The 18,106-nt window shown below is 44.2% G+C and carries 21 protein-coding genes and 1 pseudogene; 13 read left to right on the forward strand and 9 right to left on the reverse strand.

Annotation, left to right across the window (positions count from 1 at the left end):
- Nucleotides 1-613 precede the first annotated feature (613 nt).
- Nucleotides 614-1,600, reverse strand: coding sequence for a transposase (locus ACJJIW_RS13395; protein WP_444935432.1), 987 nt, complete (start codon nucleotides 1,598-1,600; stop codon nucleotides 614-616).
- Between the two features lie 116 nt (nucleotides 1,601-1,716).
- On the opposite strand from ACJJIW_RS13395, the gene ACJJIW_RS13400 reads away from it, so the two are divergent.
- Complete coding sequence (locus tag ACJJIW_RS13400) at nucleotides 1,717-1,935, forward strand: hypothetical protein (protein ID WP_444935433.1); 219 nt, start codon at nucleotides 1,717-1,719, stop codon at nucleotides 1,933-1,935.
- Between the two features lie 12 nt (nucleotides 1,936-1,947).
- Here ACJJIW_RS13400 and ACJJIW_RS13405 read toward each other — a convergent pair whose 3' ends face one another.
- Entirely contained in the window at nucleotides 1,948-2,973 is a 1,026-nt protein-coding gene (locus ACJJIW_RS13405; protein ID WP_282931436.1) for an IS630 family transposase, read from the reverse strand.
- Here ACJJIW_RS13405 and ACJJIW_RS13410 point away from each other — a divergent pair.
- A complete protein-coding gene (locus tag ACJJIW_RS13410) occupies nucleotides 2,972-3,460 on the forward strand; it encodes a hypothetical protein (protein ID WP_444935434.1) in 489 nt (162 codons plus the stop codon). The two genes, ACJJIW_RS13405 and ACJJIW_RS13410, sit on opposite strands and share 2 nt — an antisense overlap.
- A 337-nt stretch (nucleotides 3,461-3,797) precedes the next feature.
- On the opposite strand, the gene ACJJIW_RS13415 is transcribed toward ACJJIW_RS13410, so the two are convergent.
- Both ACJJIW_RS13415 and csrA read right to left on the reverse strand, forming a co-directional pair.
- The gene (locus ACJJIW_RS13415) at nucleotides 3,798-4,091 is read right to left on the reverse strand and encodes a hypothetical protein (RefSeq protein ID WP_444935435.1); all 294 of its coding nucleotides are present in this window, start codon (nucleotides 4,089-4,091) and stop codon (nucleotides 3,798-3,800) included.
- 10 nt (nucleotides 4,092-4,101) lie between these two features.
- Nucleotides 4,102-4,272, reverse strand: a complete 171-nt coding sequence (gene csrA / locus ACJJIW_RS13420) for a carbon storage regulator CsrA (protein ID WP_444935436.1) — start codon at nucleotides 4,270-4,272, stop codon at nucleotides 4,102-4,104.
- A 672-nt stretch (nucleotides 4,273-4,944) separates the two neighbouring features.
- Between csrA and ACJJIW_RS13425 the strand changes: the two genes are divergently transcribed.
- Together ACJJIW_RS13425 and ACJJIW_RS13430 are read left to right on the forward strand one after the other, a co-directional pair.
- Nucleotides 4,945-5,283: a hypothetical protein gene (locus ACJJIW_RS13425; protein WP_282933602.1), complete on the forward strand. Its 339-nt coding sequence runs from the start codon at nucleotides 4,945-4,947 to the stop codon at nucleotides 5,281-5,283.
- A gap of 489 nt (nucleotides 5,284-5,772) precedes the next feature.
- A complete protein-coding gene (locus ACJJIW_RS13430) occupies nucleotides 5,773-6,429 on the forward strand; it encodes a hypothetical protein (RefSeq protein ID WP_444935437.1) in 657 nt (218 codons plus the stop codon).
- Between the two features lie 409 nt (nucleotides 6,430-6,838).
- Here ACJJIW_RS13430 and ACJJIW_RS13435 read toward each other — a convergent pair whose 3' ends face one another.
- The gene (locus ACJJIW_RS13435; RefSeq protein WP_282933600.1) at nucleotides 6,839-7,036 is read right to left on the reverse strand and encodes a hypothetical protein; all 198 of its coding nucleotides are present in this window, start codon (nucleotides 7,034-7,036) and stop codon (nucleotides 6,839-6,841) included.
- A gap of 144 nt (nucleotides 7,037-7,180) precedes the next feature.
- Complete coding sequence (locus ACJJIW_RS13440) at nucleotides 7,181-7,417, reverse strand: hypothetical protein (protein WP_282933599.1); 237 nt, start codon at nucleotides 7,415-7,417, stop codon at nucleotides 7,181-7,183.
- A 267-nt stretch (nucleotides 7,418-7,684) separates the two neighbouring features.
- Here ACJJIW_RS13440 and ACJJIW_RS13445 point away from each other — a divergent pair, with 267 nt between their 5' ends.
- A complete protein-coding gene (locus tag ACJJIW_RS13445) occupies nucleotides 7,685-7,882 on the forward strand; it encodes a hypothetical protein (RefSeq protein WP_444935438.1) in 198 nt (65 codons plus the stop codon).
- Between the two features lie 110 nt (nucleotides 7,883-7,992).
- Here ACJJIW_RS13445 and ACJJIW_RS13450 read toward each other — a convergent pair whose 3' ends face one another.
- A complete protein-coding gene (locus ACJJIW_RS13450; RefSeq protein ID WP_282933597.1) occupies nucleotides 7,993-8,340 on the reverse strand; it encodes a DUF5992 family protein in 348 nt (115 codons plus the stop codon).
- 459 nt (nucleotides 8,341-8,799) lie between these two features.
- Between ACJJIW_RS13450 and ACJJIW_RS13455 the strand changes: the two are divergent.
- The 4 genes and pseudogenes from ACJJIW_RS13455 to ACJJIW_RS13470 all read left to right on the forward strand — a co-directional run.
- Nucleotides 8,800-8,934 (forward strand): annotated as a pseudogene (locus ACJJIW_RS13455) (transposase); the annotation flags it as partial.
- A gap of 619 nt (nucleotides 8,935-9,553) precedes the next feature.
- Nucleotides 9,554-9,922 (forward strand): hypothetical protein, encoded by a 369-nt coding sequence (locus ACJJIW_RS13460; protein WP_282933596.1) that lies wholly within the window; start codon nucleotides 9,554-9,556, stop codon nucleotides 9,920-9,922.
- A 419-nt stretch (nucleotides 9,923-10,341) separates the two neighbouring features.
- A complete protein-coding gene (locus ACJJIW_RS13465) occupies nucleotides 10,342-10,683 on the forward strand; it encodes a DUF5992 family protein (RefSeq protein ID WP_444935439.1) in 342 nt (113 codons plus the stop codon).
- A gap of 37 nt (nucleotides 10,684-10,720) precedes the next feature.
- Nucleotides 10,721-11,053, forward strand: a complete 333-nt coding sequence (locus tag ACJJIW_RS13470) for a response regulator receiver protein (RefSeq protein ID WP_282933594.1) — start codon at nucleotides 10,721-10,723, stop codon at nucleotides 11,051-11,053.
- A 124-nt stretch (nucleotides 11,054-11,177) separates the two neighbouring features.
- On the opposite strand, the gene ACJJIW_RS13475 is transcribed toward ACJJIW_RS13470, so the two are convergent.
- Nucleotides 11,178-11,474, reverse strand: coding sequence for a hypothetical protein (locus ACJJIW_RS13475; protein WP_282933593.1), 297 nt, complete (start codon nucleotides 11,472-11,474; stop codon nucleotides 11,178-11,180).
- A 22-nt stretch (nucleotides 11,475-11,496) separates the two neighbouring features.
- A complete protein-coding gene (locus tag ACJJIW_RS13480) occupies nucleotides 11,497-13,068 on the reverse strand; it encodes a VCBS domain-containing protein (protein WP_444935440.1) in 1,572 nt (523 codons plus the stop codon).
- Between the two features lie 1,139 nt (nucleotides 13,069-14,207).
- Between ACJJIW_RS13480 and ACJJIW_RS13485 the strand changes: the two genes are divergently transcribed.
- The 4 genes from ACJJIW_RS13485 (at nucleotide 14,208) to ACJJIW_RS13500 (ending at nucleotide 17,972) form a co-directional block, all read left to right on the forward strand.
- A complete protein-coding gene (locus ACJJIW_RS13485) occupies nucleotides 14,208-15,377 on the forward strand; it encodes a hypothetical protein (protein ID WP_444935441.1) in 1,170 nt (389 codons plus the stop codon).
- Between the two features lie 12 nt (nucleotides 15,378-15,389).
- Complete coding sequence (locus ACJJIW_RS13490; RefSeq protein WP_444935442.1) at nucleotides 15,390-16,397, forward strand: sensor histidine kinase; 1,008 nt, start codon at nucleotides 15,390-15,392, stop codon at nucleotides 16,395-16,397.
- A complete protein-coding gene (locus ACJJIW_RS13495) occupies nucleotides 16,385-17,146 on the forward strand; it encodes a LytR/AlgR family response regulator transcription factor (protein ID WP_444935443.1) in 762 nt (253 codons plus the stop codon). The genes ACJJIW_RS13490 and ACJJIW_RS13495 overlap by 13 nt, the downstream gene beginning before the upstream one ends.
- Nucleotides 17,147-17,615: 469 nt before the next feature.
- On the forward strand, nucleotides 17,616-17,972 hold the full coding sequence (locus ACJJIW_RS13500) for a glutaredoxin family protein (RefSeq protein WP_444935444.1): 357 nt from the start codon (nucleotides 17,616-17,618) through the stop codon (nucleotides 17,970-17,972).
- Nucleotides 17,973-18,106 lie beyond the last annotated feature (134 nt).

The raw sequence follows: 18,106 nt of genomic DNA on the forward strand, positions 1-18,106 counted from the left end.
CTATGAATCCCTGAAGAGTTTCACTTAGAGCTTGAAATGCTGAATTAGGATACAAGCAGTAGGGAGAGTGTTGGGAAATCGAGTGGGAGTTAGCTGGGGGCAGTAGAAAGGAGACGCCAGCAATCGCTTATACCCAGTGCCCAGTGTTTATCGAGGTGAATGCAGGCCTGTTGTAAATCCCACTAGGTCTTTAAATCAGCTTTCAAAGTTTTAATCAGCGTGGAGCCAATGTCTCGGTGCTATACACAGCCGTTTAAGTGTAAGGGGCGTGATTCCAGATATGGCACCTACACAACTTAGGATGTATAAGGCTATGGCTGACTTGGGACTAACTTTTTCTACAGACCAAAGCTAATCGAGGGTGTTGCGGTAAAAGCTGTATCTCGCCCTGATTTTCACGCAAAATCTGGAGTAATCCAGGACATCCAAAGAATGGAGAGTCGGAATCTAGACAAGAATTTTTTCGCCACCACTTGGTAGCCGGTATATCTGTCTCAAAATAGATGGCAATTTGGCGTTAAAAGATCATTTGGGGAGTCCATAGGGGATCAGGCGGGGTGTAGAGTCGGGAGCGATGGAATGTAGGGGCAGCTGATAAGCGGATTTCTGTAATCTAGCAGGGGGCGGGGCTAAGAAAGCGCTGGCAATCGCGCAGCCCGTGTACCCAGCGTTTATTTTGCTGCGCACAGACCTGGCGTACCGCTTCGGCCGAGCCCACCAAGCGTTTAAAGCGACTTTCAAAATTGCGGTTTAGGTAGAGCCAGTGTTTTGGCGAAATACCCAGCCGATTTAAAATAGGTGGGATGTTTTCGGGAATAGCGCCGCGCTTTTTAGGGTGCAGCTGCCGGCCACTCCAGTCTACCAGCTCTAAATAGTGATCCAGCTGAAAAGGCAAGCCTTTAGGCATATCCCGGTGCTCTCCGCCCACCAGCGGCAGTAGGCTTTTGGGCTGCTGGCCTGAGATGGCTATGTGGATGCGTTGCTGGATCGAAGTGTAATTGGATTCTTCTGGAGTTTTAGCGATACCAGCACGGATAGGGTTGAGGTCCACGTAAGCCAGGCAGGCGGCAAGGGCTCTTTCATCCAGCAAGGCCTGAGACTTGAAACGCCCTTCCCAGAAACGACCGGTGCAGTTGTCCTCGGCATTGGCCTGGCGGGCGATGGACTCGTTCAGGCAGCGCATAAACCAGCTGATATCGACCAGGCGCTCGCGCCAAAGGGATGTCACCTCCTGAAGTTTTTCCAGCTCGACGGCATCTAGGGCTTCACCGCGAAGATAACGTTGGCTCAGCGCAGAACCTTTGAAAAGTTGTTGCCAGCGTTCAATTATCTCGATAGTGGACCATGAGTTTGCTGTGTAGGTATCGATATAGAGCACAATATGGGTGTGATTACTCATTACCGCATAGGCAGCGATATCGAGAGCAAAGATTGAGGCCAGCTTATGCATCCTGGCCTCAATCCACCGGCGTCGGTGCTCATAGTCTTTTCCGGATTTAGCATCCCTACCGCAAAGGAACGCTCTACGCACACAGCGGGAGACACAGTGATAATAGGGTGTCGCATCGAGAGAGATTTGCGTGCTGCGCGGAAGAGTCATGGATTTTTATCTTTGACTGTACTTATATCCAGTATTTTGATCATTCTGCCTGTGTTGTGTCAATTGACTTGACGCTTTAAGCTTCTACTTTGGGGTACTTTGGTGGGTGTCCAGAATTGTCTGACTTTGGGGTACTTTGGTGGGTGTCCAGAATTGTCTGCACGACAGGTGTTGGAGTTATCGGTGACCCCAGTGAGGCACTCAATACCGATTTGTCAGTATTTGTGGATGCATATAGAGCTGTATATTACCCTCTGGCAGGTCTTTGGGGAGATGCAGTTGGTCATTATTACGATTTACGAACATCTTCCACTGGAGATAGTAATGGACAATAGAGCCCTTACTACCTAGGCAGCAGCAAAGAATACAGTCGACTCTTGAAAAAATGATTTCACAAGTTTTCTATTTTTCTTGATGCTCTGCAAATCTGCATTTGCACGACTCAGTAGTGTCTCACCTTTTTTCAGCGGCCTCTTTGAAGTCCCTATATTTCTCATATGATTCCAGACCAACTCATCTGGATTTAGGTCTGGTGCATATGGCGGTAAGAACACCATTTCAAGCTTTCCATCCTGTGAATCGACATACTCCAATACCTTTTTCGATTTGTGTACTGGGTGCCCATCAACAATGAGAATCACTGGTCTTTTCTGACTTCTCTGGAAATTTTTGAAGCATTCTACGCACTTTTCTGCCGTGAACTTTCCACTATAAATATGATACCAGAAGCCACCTCTATTCGATAAAGCTGAGATCGCATTGATTGACTGTCTTTGACCACTCGTTTTTACCACTGGAGTTTTTCCTTTTTCTCCCCATGTCCTTTGGAGTGGATCGTCTGATCTGATACTAGCCTCGTCCAGCCAAAATATTTCTGCACCAGTTTTTTTCGCATAAGATTTAATCTTTGGATAGACTTCCTTTACCCATTTATTCACCGCCTTCTCATCTCTCTCGTAAGCTCTTCGTAGAGGCTTTTGTGGCGTCAGGCCCAGTCGATGTAGAAGTGTGCCGACACTAGAAACGCTAAGTTCAATTTTGAATCTCTCAAAAATCAAATCCGATACGATCTGACGTGTCCACAATCCGAAATCAAAGCCATATTGCCTTGGATCGCCACCAATAATCCATCGTTTGACTTCCTCTTCTTCAATAGCTGACAGTTTTCTACCGCGTCCAGGTCTAATTTTTGGAGATAGCGCTTCAATACCTTTCTCCCGAGCAGTCCTTAACCATGGGAAAATAGTTCTGCTCCCCAGCCCTAAGCTACGACTAACCTCCGCCGCAGATTCTCCATCAAATACTCGCTGAACAGCAATTTTACGTATGAGGTGCTGCTCCTCAGTACTAAGTTTTCTGGCATCGTATTTCATGCAGTTTATATTACCAGGGTGTACTGATTATTTCTGCCCCGCTAGTAAGTTTGCTCTTTTCATATGCTTCTCTGTTGTGATTTTTTATTTGTTTTGGTCAGTAAAGCAATCACGTCAGGATTTTTTTAACAACATAAAACTCATTGATACAAGAAACATAGAAAGCGTTGTCTTCAAGGTGAGAGGGAAAGAGTTTGAATTGTTGCCGAAGTACTTTGATGAGTTTGCTGGTTGCTTCTCTGAAGTAGAGGTTGGAAATATCCGTGTAGGGGGTGAGGTTGCGGAACTCCGTATCTACCTAAAGTCGAAGGGGATATTCTATGCACAACTTGGACTGGTTCATGATCGTGAGCTTGTCAAATTTGGAGGTTTGCCCATGAAATTTATCTGGCCTGAGAAAAATATTAATATAGGTCGTGGAGGTTTTATGGGGGCAAGTGATTGTCTATATTTGTATTTTAAACAAGGTCTAAATTTGCGTGATTAAATTCTCGCCTGATAGTCGTCTTGGGTATCCATAGAAATCAAATCTAGACACCCAGAGCCCCAAAGATTGGAAAAAGGCGCTTGTAGTATTACTGGCGTCGATCTTTGGCGGCTATTTCGGCAGTGGTTCACAGCTAGGCGCTATTGAGCCAGGTCCAGGATCGCCATAAATTGAGTGAGTGAAAGGTACTAGCTGATACGAAGGCACTTCTTACGGCTTTTACTTCTTTGATTGATACTAAGGCGTAATGAAAGTATTAAGAATCAGGTTTTGGGTTCAAAAATTGCGGCTTTAGATAAAAACAAAGTGGAATATAGGTTAGGGAAGGGGGGAATAATCAGCAGGGTGCTGTAGAAGGGTAGCGTCGGCAATCGTCGATGCCGTGTACCCAGCGTTTCCCGAGTTTGATACAAACTTGTCGTACAGTCTCTGCTGATCCAACCAGGCCATTAAAGCGGCATTCAAAATTACGACTGAGATACAACCAGTGTTTTGGTGGTATACCCAGGCGTTCAAGTATGGCGGGAGCCTTCTCAGAAATGGAGCCGCGCTTTCTGATATCTAAATGTCGACTGCTCCAGTCCACTAGCTCTAAATAGTGATCCAGCCGAAAGGGCAACCCTTTCGGCATATTCGGTTTCTCACTGGCTACTCCTCCTGATACGCACATAAAGTTCTTCGCGGTAAACAGGCAGGGATTTGGGGGCATTGATCCCTATCTTCACTTGATTGCCCTTAACCTCCAATACTGTAACTGAGATATTGGTTCCGATTCTTAAGTTCTCGCCGGTCCGGCGCTTTAAAATCAACATGGTAATTTCCTGCAGAAACTAAAACCGTGTGCGGATCTTCCGCATGGGGGATGCTTGGTAAATATTGCGTTGCAGAAGTGAAGGGCGGTGCACGAGAACGGTAAGCGTAGAATAAGAAAAGACAGACGCAACGCTGCCAGAGCTTGAAGAATCTCTTCAAGACTCTGAATCTGCTCCACTTTATTGAAGACGAGCGGGTTTCTAGCGTATTATCCACTGAGCCACTTTGATACTAGGGTTATCAATTTGGTTAGCTGGCCCCTGGTGTTGGTAGCACCTTGGGTCAGCGCCTTTTACTTACTCTTACGTCACGCTACCGTTCTCCTTTGAGGGATGGGGTTGGAAAACTCTTGGGTTTCTTGATCTTTTGGTTGCGAGCCTATTCAGGCATACTCAATTACGGCCAAAATATCGATAAATATCTGCCAATTTTACGCAGCTTTGACACTAAAACAAACTGAATAAAATCTAATAAGATTATTTTCGTGCCTATATTTTTATGGGCTTTATCTATAAAAATATCAACTTCCTATTAATAGCTCGCGCTTAAGTTGAGATTGTCCTGATTTAACAAGCCGAATTAAAAATTAATAATGCCTCAACAGCGGTCGCAGTAGCTTCGAATACAATGCCTTCGGCGAGCGTACTGTCAGCTCCGGTGCCAAGATCCAGGTGGCAGGCACCTTCTACGATAAGCTCGGCCGGGTTCCCGGCACGGTCAATAATAGCGATACCATTGCCAGGCTGTACGACCAGGACAGCCACTTCGGGCTTTTAACCACCGAAGCCCATATTCGTCTGTTTGAGTATCAGCTGGGCACCTATCATCGGATGGCTACCTGTACGGTGATCAATGAAGAAAAAGTCCTTCAGGAAAAACTGCCAGGGGTACGCCTTATCACCGGCCTATCGCTAGCTGCTCCGCCGATGGTGAAATCTTCTGCAGTCGTTATAACAGCCTGTGAAAGCGCCAACCCCCACGTGGTTGCCAAAGCTACTGGGGTTGGTTGAGTCTACAACAGTGGTAACCTGGCTTCCGGCGTACTGGCGGGGTGTTCACTTGCACCATTTTCGATTGACCCCTGGGGTAAACGCCGCGATAGCAATTGGGGTTCCCTGGAGATCAGTGGCCTGATCGGTAGCAGCTACCAGTAGATGGATAGCCTAAATGAGATCACCATTCATGGCTTTACTGGCTATTAGCTGGTGGATACCCTTGGCATTATCTATATGAATGGTCGTAACTAGGACCCCATGATTGAGTTGAGGATACCCACGGCTATGCTCGTTAGGGAGGTTCATCAGCCGTACACCCACAATCTATTTTAAGTTCGAGGCGGATAGAAATAAAAATACTGCTGCCCACGATTTTGGGCGCGCTCTTGGGCTTGGGTATCAGAGGAATTTTACCAATAGCTTAATATCTTATGGTCAGCCTAGATCTGGGGTCCTGTATGATAAGGAATTTGATTGGCTGTTGTCCCAATACGGAGGTTAGTGATGCGTTTTCGAAAACATTATCTACTGTTCCTATTTGTCTTACTTGGTATTAATTCGCACGGTGATGTAGCCTTTGGTAAATGTACATTTACAGGCGAGAATGTCTGTGTTAGGCGTGGCGAGACAGGGAGTCGATATTTTTCCGTAGAAGCCAGGAATTATCGAGGGCATGAGATAGTATGGTTATCGAAAATAGATTCCGAAAGTGCGGTATATAAGTGGAGCAATAGCTCGGAAGGTAGGGCATCATTCTACGTTTTTCCGAAGGGATACTCTCCGAAAAGAGCGGGTGAGATTAAGGGACGGGATGCTATTCATGTAAGGCTTAACAATAGCTCTGCTGAAGAAAGTGTTGAGCAGTTTTTTAGTGTATACGAAACCGTATCTAGAGCTAAGTTTTCAGCGAGGGAATTTGAATCTGTTTTTTCTGGTTTAAGCCTATGGAAGCGGTTTCTTCATAGGTACGGAGATTTTAAAAAGGCTTACCTTAAAGCTGAAGGAAGACCTGTCGAGCTGAAATCGGTAGTATATGCTTCGACTCCTGAATGTAACAATTGTCTTCATTTTATATTTTCAGGGGAGGGTGGGCGCTGGTTGCTGTCTGGTGTGATGGTTGATTCAAGTGTAAATATATCTGACTTGGTGAAGCTGGATTGATAAACGAAATTAAAAGCAGCAATGAACAGGAAAAAATTTAGACGTCCATAGATTAGAGAAAGGCGATAACGGTATTGCTGGCGTTGATCTTTAGGGGGCATTTCAACTTGATTCAGAGATAAACGTTGTAAAGTCGTGGAGTTTCACTTAAGGCTTGGAATGATGAATTTGGATAAAAGGAGAAGGGATAGTGTTGTGGAACTGAGTGGGACTTGGCAGGGTGTTGTATAAATGAAGCACTGGCAGTCGCTTATGTTCTGTATCCGAGTTGTTGCGCATCCCCTACCGATTTGAAGTGGCTTTCAAAGTTTCGACTGGGCCAGAGCCTTTGTTTTGATGATATACCCAACCGTTTAAAAACAGGGTGTAAGAATGGTACTGGGGTCTAAGTTTTGGCCGCTTCGCTCTATCAGCTCTGAGTAGTGATCCAGCTGAAAGGGTAATCCTTTTGTATATCTAGGCGCTTACTGTCAGCAAGTAGTAGAAGTTCTTTGGCCTGCCGTCCCGAGATTACCGCACGAATACGCTGTTGAGTAGAAGCATGATCATAGTCTTCAGGAGAGTTTGCCTTATTGGCTCGTGTAGTGTTGAGATTTACATGAGGCATGCAGGCGGCGAGGGCTCTCTCATCCAGTAAAGCTTGGAACTTAAAGCACCCCTCCCAAAAGCGGCTTGTGTGGTTATCTTCCGCATTGGTCTAGTGAGCGATAGATTGATTTAAGCGTAATATGAACCAGCTGGTATCCGTCAATTATTCTCTCCAGAGGGCGATAAGTTCGTTGAGCTTTTCCATCTCTCTGTGGTCAAGGGTATGGCTCTGAACGTAGAGTTGAGTCAGTATGGAAGTATTAAAAAGCTCCTGCCCGCGATGAACGGTTTCAGTGTCGGACCAAGTTTTGGCTGTAGTTGAATCAATATAGAGCACGATATGGTAGTGATTACTCATTACCGCAAGGGCTGCGGCTTCAAGGGCAAAGGTGCCAACCAACGTTTGTGCTCTGGCTTCAGTCCAGTGGAGCCGATGCTCATAGTTCTTCCCAGATTGAGTATCTTTCCCATAAGGAATACCCTACGTACACAACGGGAGAGGCAAAGATGGCAAGTTGTTGCATCAAGAGATATCTGTGAGCATTGAGGTAGGGGTATGGGATTTAAGCATGAATGTTTCTATATCCAGAAAATTGTGGCGATCCCTATATTATGTCAATGGATTTGACGTTTAAATATACTTCTTCTATGGGTGCCCGGAAATACAATGTTGCATTTTTTAAGTACCCCTGCCATGAAACAAAATTCTATTAAAATCTTAGAATTATTAAGGTCTGTAAACATAAAATTACCGAAAGTATTCTATAAAAATGATTGGCTTTCTGGGGCTAAACTATATTCAAAGGGTGAAAGTAGTATTATGGATCTTGTGCTTCCTGTAAAGAGTATTACTTTTTGTGGGTAATAAGATGGGTGGCGGTAATGGGTTTTAGTATTTCCTATCACAGTACAATAAAGGTTGCTTAGAGTTGGTCAGCTGCAACCCCCTATTCTAAAAAATAAGGGGAGCATTTTTTACTTGCTAAGCTTTATATAGGTGGCTTCGTTACAGCTTGAACTATCTGAATAGCTATATATGCTTACTCTCTTTCCTGTGGTTAATGCTGCTATAGATAGGCTAAATGCTCTGTTGTGAATGTCTTGATCTCTTCCACTACTTCCAGCTGAATCTAAGGGAAAATAGATTGTTGTATCTTCGCAAGGGTAGCTATCATTACCGTCGGTAACAATAATCGCAAAACCTTCGCCGTTAGATTTTGTATTTGTAACTGCAGAAATTTCTACATCAGTAGCAATCCAGCCTGCACTAGCATTTGCCTGCACAGAGAGTGCCATTAAACTGCAAGAAATAATTTTTTTCATGCTTAGATCCGCTATAAGTTTTGAGTGAGGTATTTTATAGTTTTTTTGTTGCTCGTCAAATAAATATTAATTGATCCTGTTCAACTTTTTTCCAGTTAAAAATTTCTATTTTCAGGCTTATTTTCTCTCGTGTAAGTAATTTGTGTTGGCCAAGCCTGTTTGTATATAAGAATGGCTGCACAAGATGAATATAAGGTGGCGCCTGCTTTAAAAGAGGAGGCTCTCCAGGCAGCGTTTAAGTCAGTTGATATTCATTAAGTTTCCTTGAATCGGGCTAATTAACTCTTCAGGCTTTATTTCTTTATTATTATCCGGAGAGGATTCCTAAATGGGACGCTCGACCATATTGGAGGTCTTGAATAGCCTTCCCCAGTAGATGCTGGCCTCGGCTTGTAGTGGTTTACTAAACCCGGGTGCCAATTAGGGTGGTAAAGTTGCCACCGAAGATAGAGGCGTTCTATGAGTAGGCAGCGGCGATCCTTTTCTCCCGAATTTAAATTAGATGCTGCCTGCTTGGCTGTGGATCAAGGCTATTCAATCCCTGAAGCGGCCCGATCGCTGGATGTTGGTACAAGTGAATGGATACCCTCTCTCGGATACAACTCCATCACAGAAGGGGGCCGAGACATCAGTCATTACTTGGTGACTTACCACAACTGGGAGCGTCCCCATCAACATAATGACGGATCGCCGCCTGCAAAAGCGGAAGAAAAACTTAACTTACTGTCCGGAAATGGTTGACCAGTACAGTTTTAGGGGGCATAACTTCGCAGGAGTATTTTTTAATGTGAGGTAAAGTACCACAAAGGTATGGGAGTCAATAGTTCTAGCTGACCGCAAAGAAAGTAATGGCTAAGGCTGTATGATTGTTATTGATTTAAACTTTTCTTCCGGTTTTTGAATTTTCTTATTACGTTATTTTTAGAGTGTATGCTGTCCGCGTGTAGTGATGTTTAAGATGAGGGTGGGTAAATTTTGATTGAGGTTATTTATTATTTGTCCTGATTTTTATACGGTGCGAATTAAGGTGAGTTGTGTGTGACCGTTTGCGTCATGTAGGTGCAGGGCTGGATTTTTGTGAACTTGTAGCTCATCAAAAATCTATAGTAATATGCAATCAAGATATTAAATTTATAGTTAATTTGGGGTGTGTGGTTACAATAAATTTACTGTGATGATTGCTGATGAAAATATATATTTTAGGGGATGAATTTTGAATAACAAAAAATTTTTATTGTTTGGCTTTTTTCTGGCCTCCGTTAACGCTTATTCTGATAGTCAGACATGTACTGGCAATGTTGCTACAGTAGAAGTTGCTGCAAATGGAAATATTCACGCTAGCATACAGGATAGTGGTGGAGATACTAATTTTTATAGTGTTGGAATTTGCAGGGTTACAGAAACCGTGGGTGAGTTTGCTGAAGAGTCCTGTAAGGCAGCCTTAACTCTTCTAACCACGGCACATGCGACAGGAAAGGAAGTGACCTTGTGGTTTCGAGAGGAGCAGTTTTCTTCTTGTACTCAATCATGGGGGGAGGTTTGGTCTCAGGGCGTTTATCATCTTCGGTTAAAGGAAAACTAAGAGCCCAGGTTTTCCTGATAGATGAAGAGATATTAGCCGGAAGAAGTCCAATACGCCATGTTGATCCGTAAAAGACTGGATACAGAAGCTTTGGAAGCATGGCCCCATAGATTGGAGAAAGGCACCAGTAGTATTATAGGCGCTGATCTTTAGTGGCCGTTTATAGCTTTTGTCCAGCTTTTTGTTGAGTTGGATAGAGGTCTCTAATATTGCAATGCCATGAATGCTAATTCACTTCGGTTGGTTGATTTTTTGACTTGGTACTTTCGTCAAGGTTAGCGGTGGATCTCTCTAGTTGTTACTAATTTGGCGGTGTTGTAAGAGTTTATTTTCCTTAATTAATGTAATTGAGTAGGGGGTTGGTGGTAGTATGCGCGGAGTTTTCCTTTAAGTTAAAGTCTCAGAGAGGATGTTCTGAAATGAAGATAGCATTACTATTGTTTTGTGCTTTGTTTTCGGTAAATGGGTGGGCTTCTGGTGGATACATAGCTCAAAGTGTCGAGATTACGGCAGTGGCAAATACCGCAGCAAATGGTATGTCTTTTACGGTGAAGACAGCTAATGGTAACGGCTTATGTAATGGTGAGTCCATAACCTTCCCTTTGTCGGTGGCAGGTAATGCAGGAAATAATGAGGAGATTCATAGCCGAGCCTACGCTGCTGCTCTTACCGCGCTGACAACTGGAAAGAAGGTTTCTATATATAGCTATGAGGACTCCTCGGTTTGTAATCGTGCGGCCTTTATCGAGATCTTTCAGTAAGTTATTGGTTTTTATTTTATAAATTTAGGGTGGAGACATGATAAAATTTAAGGCTTTTATTCTTTTAATTGTTCTTTCGTTTCCAGCGGTTGCGGATGAAATTTGGTTTACTTCAACGATCACAAGAGTATATCCCCATGGAGATGGCCGATTCGTTATAACGTTTGCTGACGATTCTACCAGCTGCACAAACGGTGTTGATCCAAAGTACCATTGGGTAAAGGTCGGGGAGAAAGGTGTTACAGAGGAAGGGTTAAATCTGATGTTTGGTGCAGCTTTAGCAGGAGCTGCAGCAGGAAAACAAGTTCGAGTTAATTTTGATGATAGCACGAGCTACTGTTATATAAGTAGGTTGTTTGTTATATATTGAGAATATGTATAGCGATATCCGCAAAATAGTGAAATGTAACAAGCTGCCTGCGGTTATATGATTGGCCTGATAGTGAATGATATTTATTCTTTCACTATCAGGTCGGCTACTACATATCTTAAGCTTACTCTTCTCGTCTCAACTCTAAACGCTGAGATTCGCGGATACGAAAACGCCGCTTATTTTCCCGCTCACCACGAATACGTACTCGTTCACCAGATTGCATTCCTTTTTCTTTCGCCTCCCGCGCATCGATGAAATAGTATTCACCGGTAGTTTCGTCTTTTACTGAGAAGCGGTGATCCACTTCTCCAGTTTGAAAGTTCTCGGAGATCTCTTCCTCTAAAACGCCAGTTACGGTCTCCTCGGCCATTACCGAAGAGGAAAGAGCGAGAAGCAGGGCTAAGGGTAGATTTTTCATTGCGGTCATACTCCCCATTAAATTATTCATCGTAAGTTACGGAAACAGTTGCAGAGTTATTGCTGCTGTCAGTGGATAGGAATTCAATAGTGATCCCAGCGGATGAGTCAGTAAAGCTCTCCCCAATAGTGGACAGTGTGGCGACCTGATTGGCGGTAACATTGTTATTGCTAGTGCCGCTAAGGTAGTGAACCGTTACCGCATTTTCGTGATGTGGGCGGGGATTGAGGGTGTCGTGCTCAACATGGTATTCGATGTAATAGTAGTTTTCCCCATTTCTGCTACCAATACTCTCTACTTTTAAGAGCTGGGGAAGAGTGCCACTAAGCTCACCTGCAGTAAGCTCTATAGCTTGAAACTCAATACTAGTAGTACTGCCTGAAACTGCCTCAATGGTTTCAGTGTATCCGGGGAATGAGTCATACCACCCCATATAGTCACGGTGACCGCTTCCGAATAAGCGCGACTGCCAGGCATTGCCCATTAGGGAGCCGTCACTGCCATACTCGCTCTCACCACTATCGTTGGTGTCTCCATCATTATTATCGTCATTGCCGGCGTGGCTCAGGCCAATATTGTGGCCAATTTCATGGCCCATAATCAGTTGATCGCTATCGGCAATTATCATACTCCAGCGGCCACCAACAGAGGCCACCCCTGTGCCAACTAATCCCGCGCTAGCTGCAGCTTCAGGGAAAATGTAGACCCGGTGACGCCAATCACTGAGATCTACAGGTTGGCTATTGGAGTCTACATAGTTACTTTCAATCCAGCTGGTTGCGTTATCTCTCCAGGTATAGCCGTCATCGTTATACTCGCTGCCAGAGCGGGATTGTGCATCTTCGATACTCAACACCCCACCATTTTGGCTGTCAGGAATGCTGTAGTTGAAGCAGTCGATAGAGGTGCTTTCATCGCTGTCTTCTCCGTAGCAGTACTGGTCCAGTGCTGTGTCACTACTAAGGTGGCGGCTAAACTTCAGTTGTCCCAGAGAATTCTCCTGGTAGGCATTGTCGAGAGAATCTGTGTCATTGAAAGCCATATCGGCGATTTGGGAAACACTGAGATCATCTTCTACAGAGACGTCTGAGAAGTTCATAAAGATAAAGACGATGCTGCTCTCTGTAGCTTCGATGGTTTGAACTGAGAATACAACATAAAGAGTGCTGCCATCTGTGAGTTCAAAAGATATAGTATCTTCCACCGACTCGCCATCGTTTAAGTTCTGAGAATTGGTGTTTAATTGGTATTCCCAGTTGCCACTTTCATAGAGGGTAAAATCACCGTAGTCTCCGGCAACACTATTGGCCTGAAAGGTGGGGCTATTACTATCAGTATCTTCAAGGGTGAGGGTTCCACTGGCGTATTCTTGTGACCCTACGACAAGTGTTGCCAGGGGGCTACTGGGGTTAAAGGTGTACCCGCCCGTATCTTCCCCCTCGTTATCGGAGTCGTTACTGTCACTGCTATCAGTGCTTGTTTCCGTTTCAGTAGCCTCATCGCTGGAACTGCTACTACTGGAGCCGCCTCCGCCGCAAGCTGTGAGGAGAACGGATAAGCTGAATGCTGTAAGGAATTTTAGGGTATCAGGCATGACAAACTCGACGTATTTCTTAATGCAAGTGAGCGGGGCGATCTGTATTTGATGGACAGCTGCTTAAAGGTCCGGTTCCTATTGGGTAGTAGTTAAATAACCGAAATTGGATTCTGGGTCACCGAAGGCTAAATTGCTATCTGTTTTTTGGCAGGTTGTGACGGTGTTGGACCATTGATTGTGATTATCTTTAAGTAGTGTGAACCTGGTTTCGGCAATTGATGACAAGGCTCTTAAGGGTTAATAGGTTAGTGGGTAGGATAAAAGAGATAGCCCAAAAGTTAAATGAGTCGTGCAATATATCTATGGGTTTTCTTTAGGGATCGGAGCTTATGGTTTAGGCCTGCGGTTGGGCAAAGAGAAATAAGGATGTTATCAGCTGCTGAAAAATCCAAGGAACGAGGCAACAAAGTTACGTTCATGGAGGTTCTTTCCTGTACAGGTCTTTTTCTGCTGGTAGCTAATGCCAAGTAGCTACCTTCTTAAATCTTAATTCTACTTATTCTACCGGGGATATTATCGGTTCTCTTCATGGCGTAGGGGGTTATTGCAATGGAGAAGTTAATAACGTTGATGAGCGCAATACACCCGTAGATGGTTATAACCTTGGATTAAACTATCGGTGTTTTGAGTTTGTAAAGCGCTATTATTTTGAGCGTGTTGAAAACTGAATGTTTATATGTTCGGCCACGCTAAAGATTGCTCTGACCTGACCGTTGATCATGGAAGTTTCTATACCTAAAGAGGACTTCTGCAGTTTTTCAATCAAGACACTATGCGTCCAGATGTCGGTGATATCGTTGTCTATAGCGGTTCTTTATTTAATCCATTTCTATTGTCTTAATTGCAAATGAGCTGAATGGGGTCCTAGGGGGCATTCACAGGAATACCCGCTCATTTTCTTCATCGCGATGGCGGTCCCCTCTTATTTTTAGTCGCCAGGGTGCTAGCGATTAGGTAATGATCGTATTCTTGGTTGATTGCAAAACAGCCAACAACAACTAGGGTTAGTGATCTGTAAGTAACTGCTTCCGCCAATCTCCATTAGTAGCCATTTATCCGAGCGATATACCATTTGTCTTACCGACTGGCTTGGCTCTGGGAGATTGCTAGTCTGCCTCCATTGAAGGGAGGTAACTATGAAGTCTTTCTATATCTGGGCTCTATCTCTAATGTTTGGCAGTGCCATCAGCCAGGCGGGTGCTCTTGAGTCGCAGTGGGAGCTGGCGATGGCGGCTGCTTATAACCGAGCTTCCGATAGTGCACTCTTCGAAGGAGAGTCAAATGTGTCTCGACAAGCCTTGCTGCAGGGAGCCTTCCAATATGAAGCCTGGGAGGGGCAGGTCTCTGCTTTCCATCAGGCTGAGAGAGGTGGTAGTGAAGACTCACTGCTAGTGGTTGCGGAGCTTTTCCGGCAAGGGAGCTGGCAGGACTGGGATTGGCTGATAGGTAAGCGCCGATTGGATTTTGGGGTTGGTTATGGGCATCGTCCGCTAGATTGGTTTTTGCCCATGGAGCGAAACCCCGTTTCACTTCAAGTGAACGAAGGTGTTGGGGTGATGTCAGCGAGTCATTTTACTGGCAGTGGCGAGTTCAGTGTAATGTTGGTGGATGCAGGTATTAGCCAGCATTCTGGTGGTACGTTGCCAAAGGGTATTGCAGCTCGCTGGTATCAGCTTGGGGCAAGTGCCGAGTGGCAGTTGTTGGGCTATATCGATGACAAGCGAGGTGTTAACTTAGGTGGTAGCTGGGTTAATACTTATGGAGAGCAATGGGAAGCCCATGCAGAATGGCGTTATCAGCAAGACCATTGGCGCTGGCAGCCCCCGGAACTGAAGGCCATACCGAAACAAGAAAAAGAAAATAATGGTTGGCAGGCTCTTATAGGAATGACTTGGGCAAATAGCGCTGGGCATTCCGTAATTTTGGAGTACTGGTTTGATAGTCGCTCCTGGGGCAAAAATGAGTGGGATCAGGTGTTTGACTACAGCCAGTGGTACCAAAATCAGGGGGTGCAATGGGATAGCTTTCGTCGGTCCTCTGCGATGGCGTTTTCTGATGAAAATGCCTTGAGGCACAATCTGCTTTTACATTGGATGCTTTCCAATAATGAATATCACCCTAAAGTCGATTTAATCTATACACCTGAAGATAGCGGTCTTATTTTAACTATCGGTGGTGAAAGGAAGTTAACTGAAGATTGGGTACTTGGTGCGTCTGCAAGATTTTTTGGTGGTCGTAACGAATCTGCTTTTGCACAGCTTCAAAGCCAGGCCGCATTTACTTTCAGTACGACGATAGTTTTTTGAGTGGAGTTAATGGTGAACTTGTTCAAAGAGTATTTGCGCACTTTGATAATTTGTGTGGTGGTAGCGGTAATTACCCAGGCCGTGTGGGGGGGAGGCTATTTTCTGAATGGTGTGATTTCTTTTGGGTATGGATTTGTAGCTCTATCTACACGGCAACTAGCCTGGTTTTTTAAACCTGCTTGGTCTTCTAAAGTGAAGCTAACAGTTACAGCTTTTGTGGCCTTCACTGTAGGTTCTCTACATGCTTGGTGGTGGATATCGGGCTTTGCAACTTTTCGAGGACTTGACTCTTTAATCATTGCTATCCCTATTTTTCTTTTCGTATATCAAATCGAGCTTAATCGAGAGCAGTCTCGCCAGCTGGAGAGAGAGCTTCAAGAGGCCAAATTACAGCAGGCTGAGCAGCAAAAGAGTTTGGCCCAGAGCCAATTAAAAATACTGCAAAGTCAAATTGAACCTCACTTTTTATTCAATACACTGGCTAACCTCAAAATGCTTATTCGTCATGATCCCCCAAAAGCAGAGGATCTTTTAGATAACTTTAGTGAGCTTTTACGCTTTAGTCTGAAAAAATCCCGCTGTGATCAGGTATCTTTAAAAGTTGAACTAAGTAGCTTGGAGTGCTACTTGGAAATACAAAAGATACGTTTGGGGTCAAGGCTAGAGTATGAGGTTGATTTGTCTGCGGATATTAGCTTGGAAACAGTTGTTCCTCCTTTATTAATGCAGCCTTTAGTGGAAAATGCGATTTTTCATGGAATTGAACCTGCAGCCAATGGTGGATTGGTTAGATTGAAGGTTAAGCAACAAGAAGAACAGTGGATTGTCGAAGTAGAAGATAATGGTGTGGGACTCGCTGCCGGTATCAATAAGCTTAGTTCAGGTAAGCACAATGGAATTGCATTGAGCAATATTCGGGAGCGACTTTCTGCTCTTTACCAAGAGCGTGGTAAGCTATTGATCCAAAGTAATAAACAGGGTGGAGTTACTGCCCGTTTGGAGTTTCCATGCGTGCCATAATTGCAGATGATGAACCCCTATTGCGCCATCATCTTGATCAAATGCTTGCAGATTTTTATCCTGAGCTTGAAATAATTGGGAAGGCGGTCGATGGAGAAGAGGCATTAAATTTATGCCTAAATAAAAAACCGGACGTGGTTTTCCTGGATATTCGTATGCCAGGGCTGGATGGGCTAGCAGTTGCAGACGCACTTAAGAAATCTGATAAGCAGCCAATCGTTGTGTTTGTTACAGCATATGATGAGTATGCTGTAAAGGCTTTCGAGCACGAAGCTGCGGATTACTTGCTTAAACCGATTGATGAGAAACGCTTGGCGCAAGCCTGTGAGCGTATTCGTCAGCGTTTAAAAGAGCGGGAGGAGAGTGGCGTCACTGCAGGCCCTGATATAGAAATCATACTCAAGCAACTCTCGACAAGTCTACCGGGGTACTTACACTGGATTCGGGCGAGCAAGGGAGAGGATATTTACCTGATCGCCTCCGATGAGGTTTCAGCGTTCGTTGCCGAAGATAAATACACTACAGTTTACTCGGAACAAGGTCAGCATATAATTCGAACGCCATTAAAGGAACTTTTGTCCCAATTGGACCCGGATTTATTTTGGCAAGTGCATCGTTCAACCATTGTTAACGTGAAGCGTATTCAAAAGATTAGCCGAGGATTGACTGGTGGCGTCACTGTCGTGATGAATGATGGTCGTCACTATACAGTTAGCCGGCGGGCTACCTCTATGTTTAAGTCTATGTAAGAGAGGGTGGTTTGTACTTTTTACTCTCCAAAAGTGTTTGGATTTTTTGATGGATAAAAATGAATGAATTCACTGCGCACCAGGAAGGCTTTGAATACATTATTAGAAGCTTGTAATCAACTTCTGTGCTCCATAGCATATTGGAATAAAGTGTGCTTTGAGACACTGCTTGCTCGTAAAGATAACGTTTAGCCCCTTCTGGTTTTCTCAAGTTAGAAGTCTTTACGATTACTGAACACTAGCCCCAGTTAGGCTGTGACTCGGCTGCCTTGGGTAATTCAGTGTTTGCTCAGTATTGATTTTGATGTCGCGTTGATGAGGTTGTGAGAATGGTGATTCTGAGTTTTAAGGCAGAATAAAAATAAATTGTGGTATTGGTCTCGCTGATAGTCTAAAAAGGGATCTGTGTGGAAATTCTACTTGTCGTATTTTCCATAAAAGTTAAAGAATTTAGTTGTAGTCCTTCAGTATGAGAAATTTGATAATTTTTATCGCCCTTGTTGTTGTAATTCAAAGGTGGGATGACATCAGTCGTGTTTTTTTGTCATCACCTTCTATGATGGATGTCACCTCCGAAGTAGAGGCGTCGGAAGGGCAGGTTATTCTATATGCCACTAAGTGGTGCGGATACTGCAAGAAAGCTAGAAAGCTAATGCGTAAAAATAATATAGACTTTGTTGAGTTTGATATTGAATCATCAAAGGAAGCGAGAGCACAATATGATCGCTTAGGTGGTAACGGGGTACCTTTGTTGCTAGTTAATGGTGAGTTGATACAAGGCTATAATGCAGGGAAAATACTTCGAGCTTATCAAGGCTCTGAATAGTGCGCCCATAGTCTGTCATGCAATGGTAAATATGAAGGGGCGGTCATTTGTTGGCATTTTCTCTGTGTAATTCGCAGTAATTTACTTTTTTAGGAATGACCAGGATAATTGCCTGCAATACGCACTTGCATATA

The organism is Microbulbifer maximicatervae (SeqCode), from assembly GCF_052467815.1.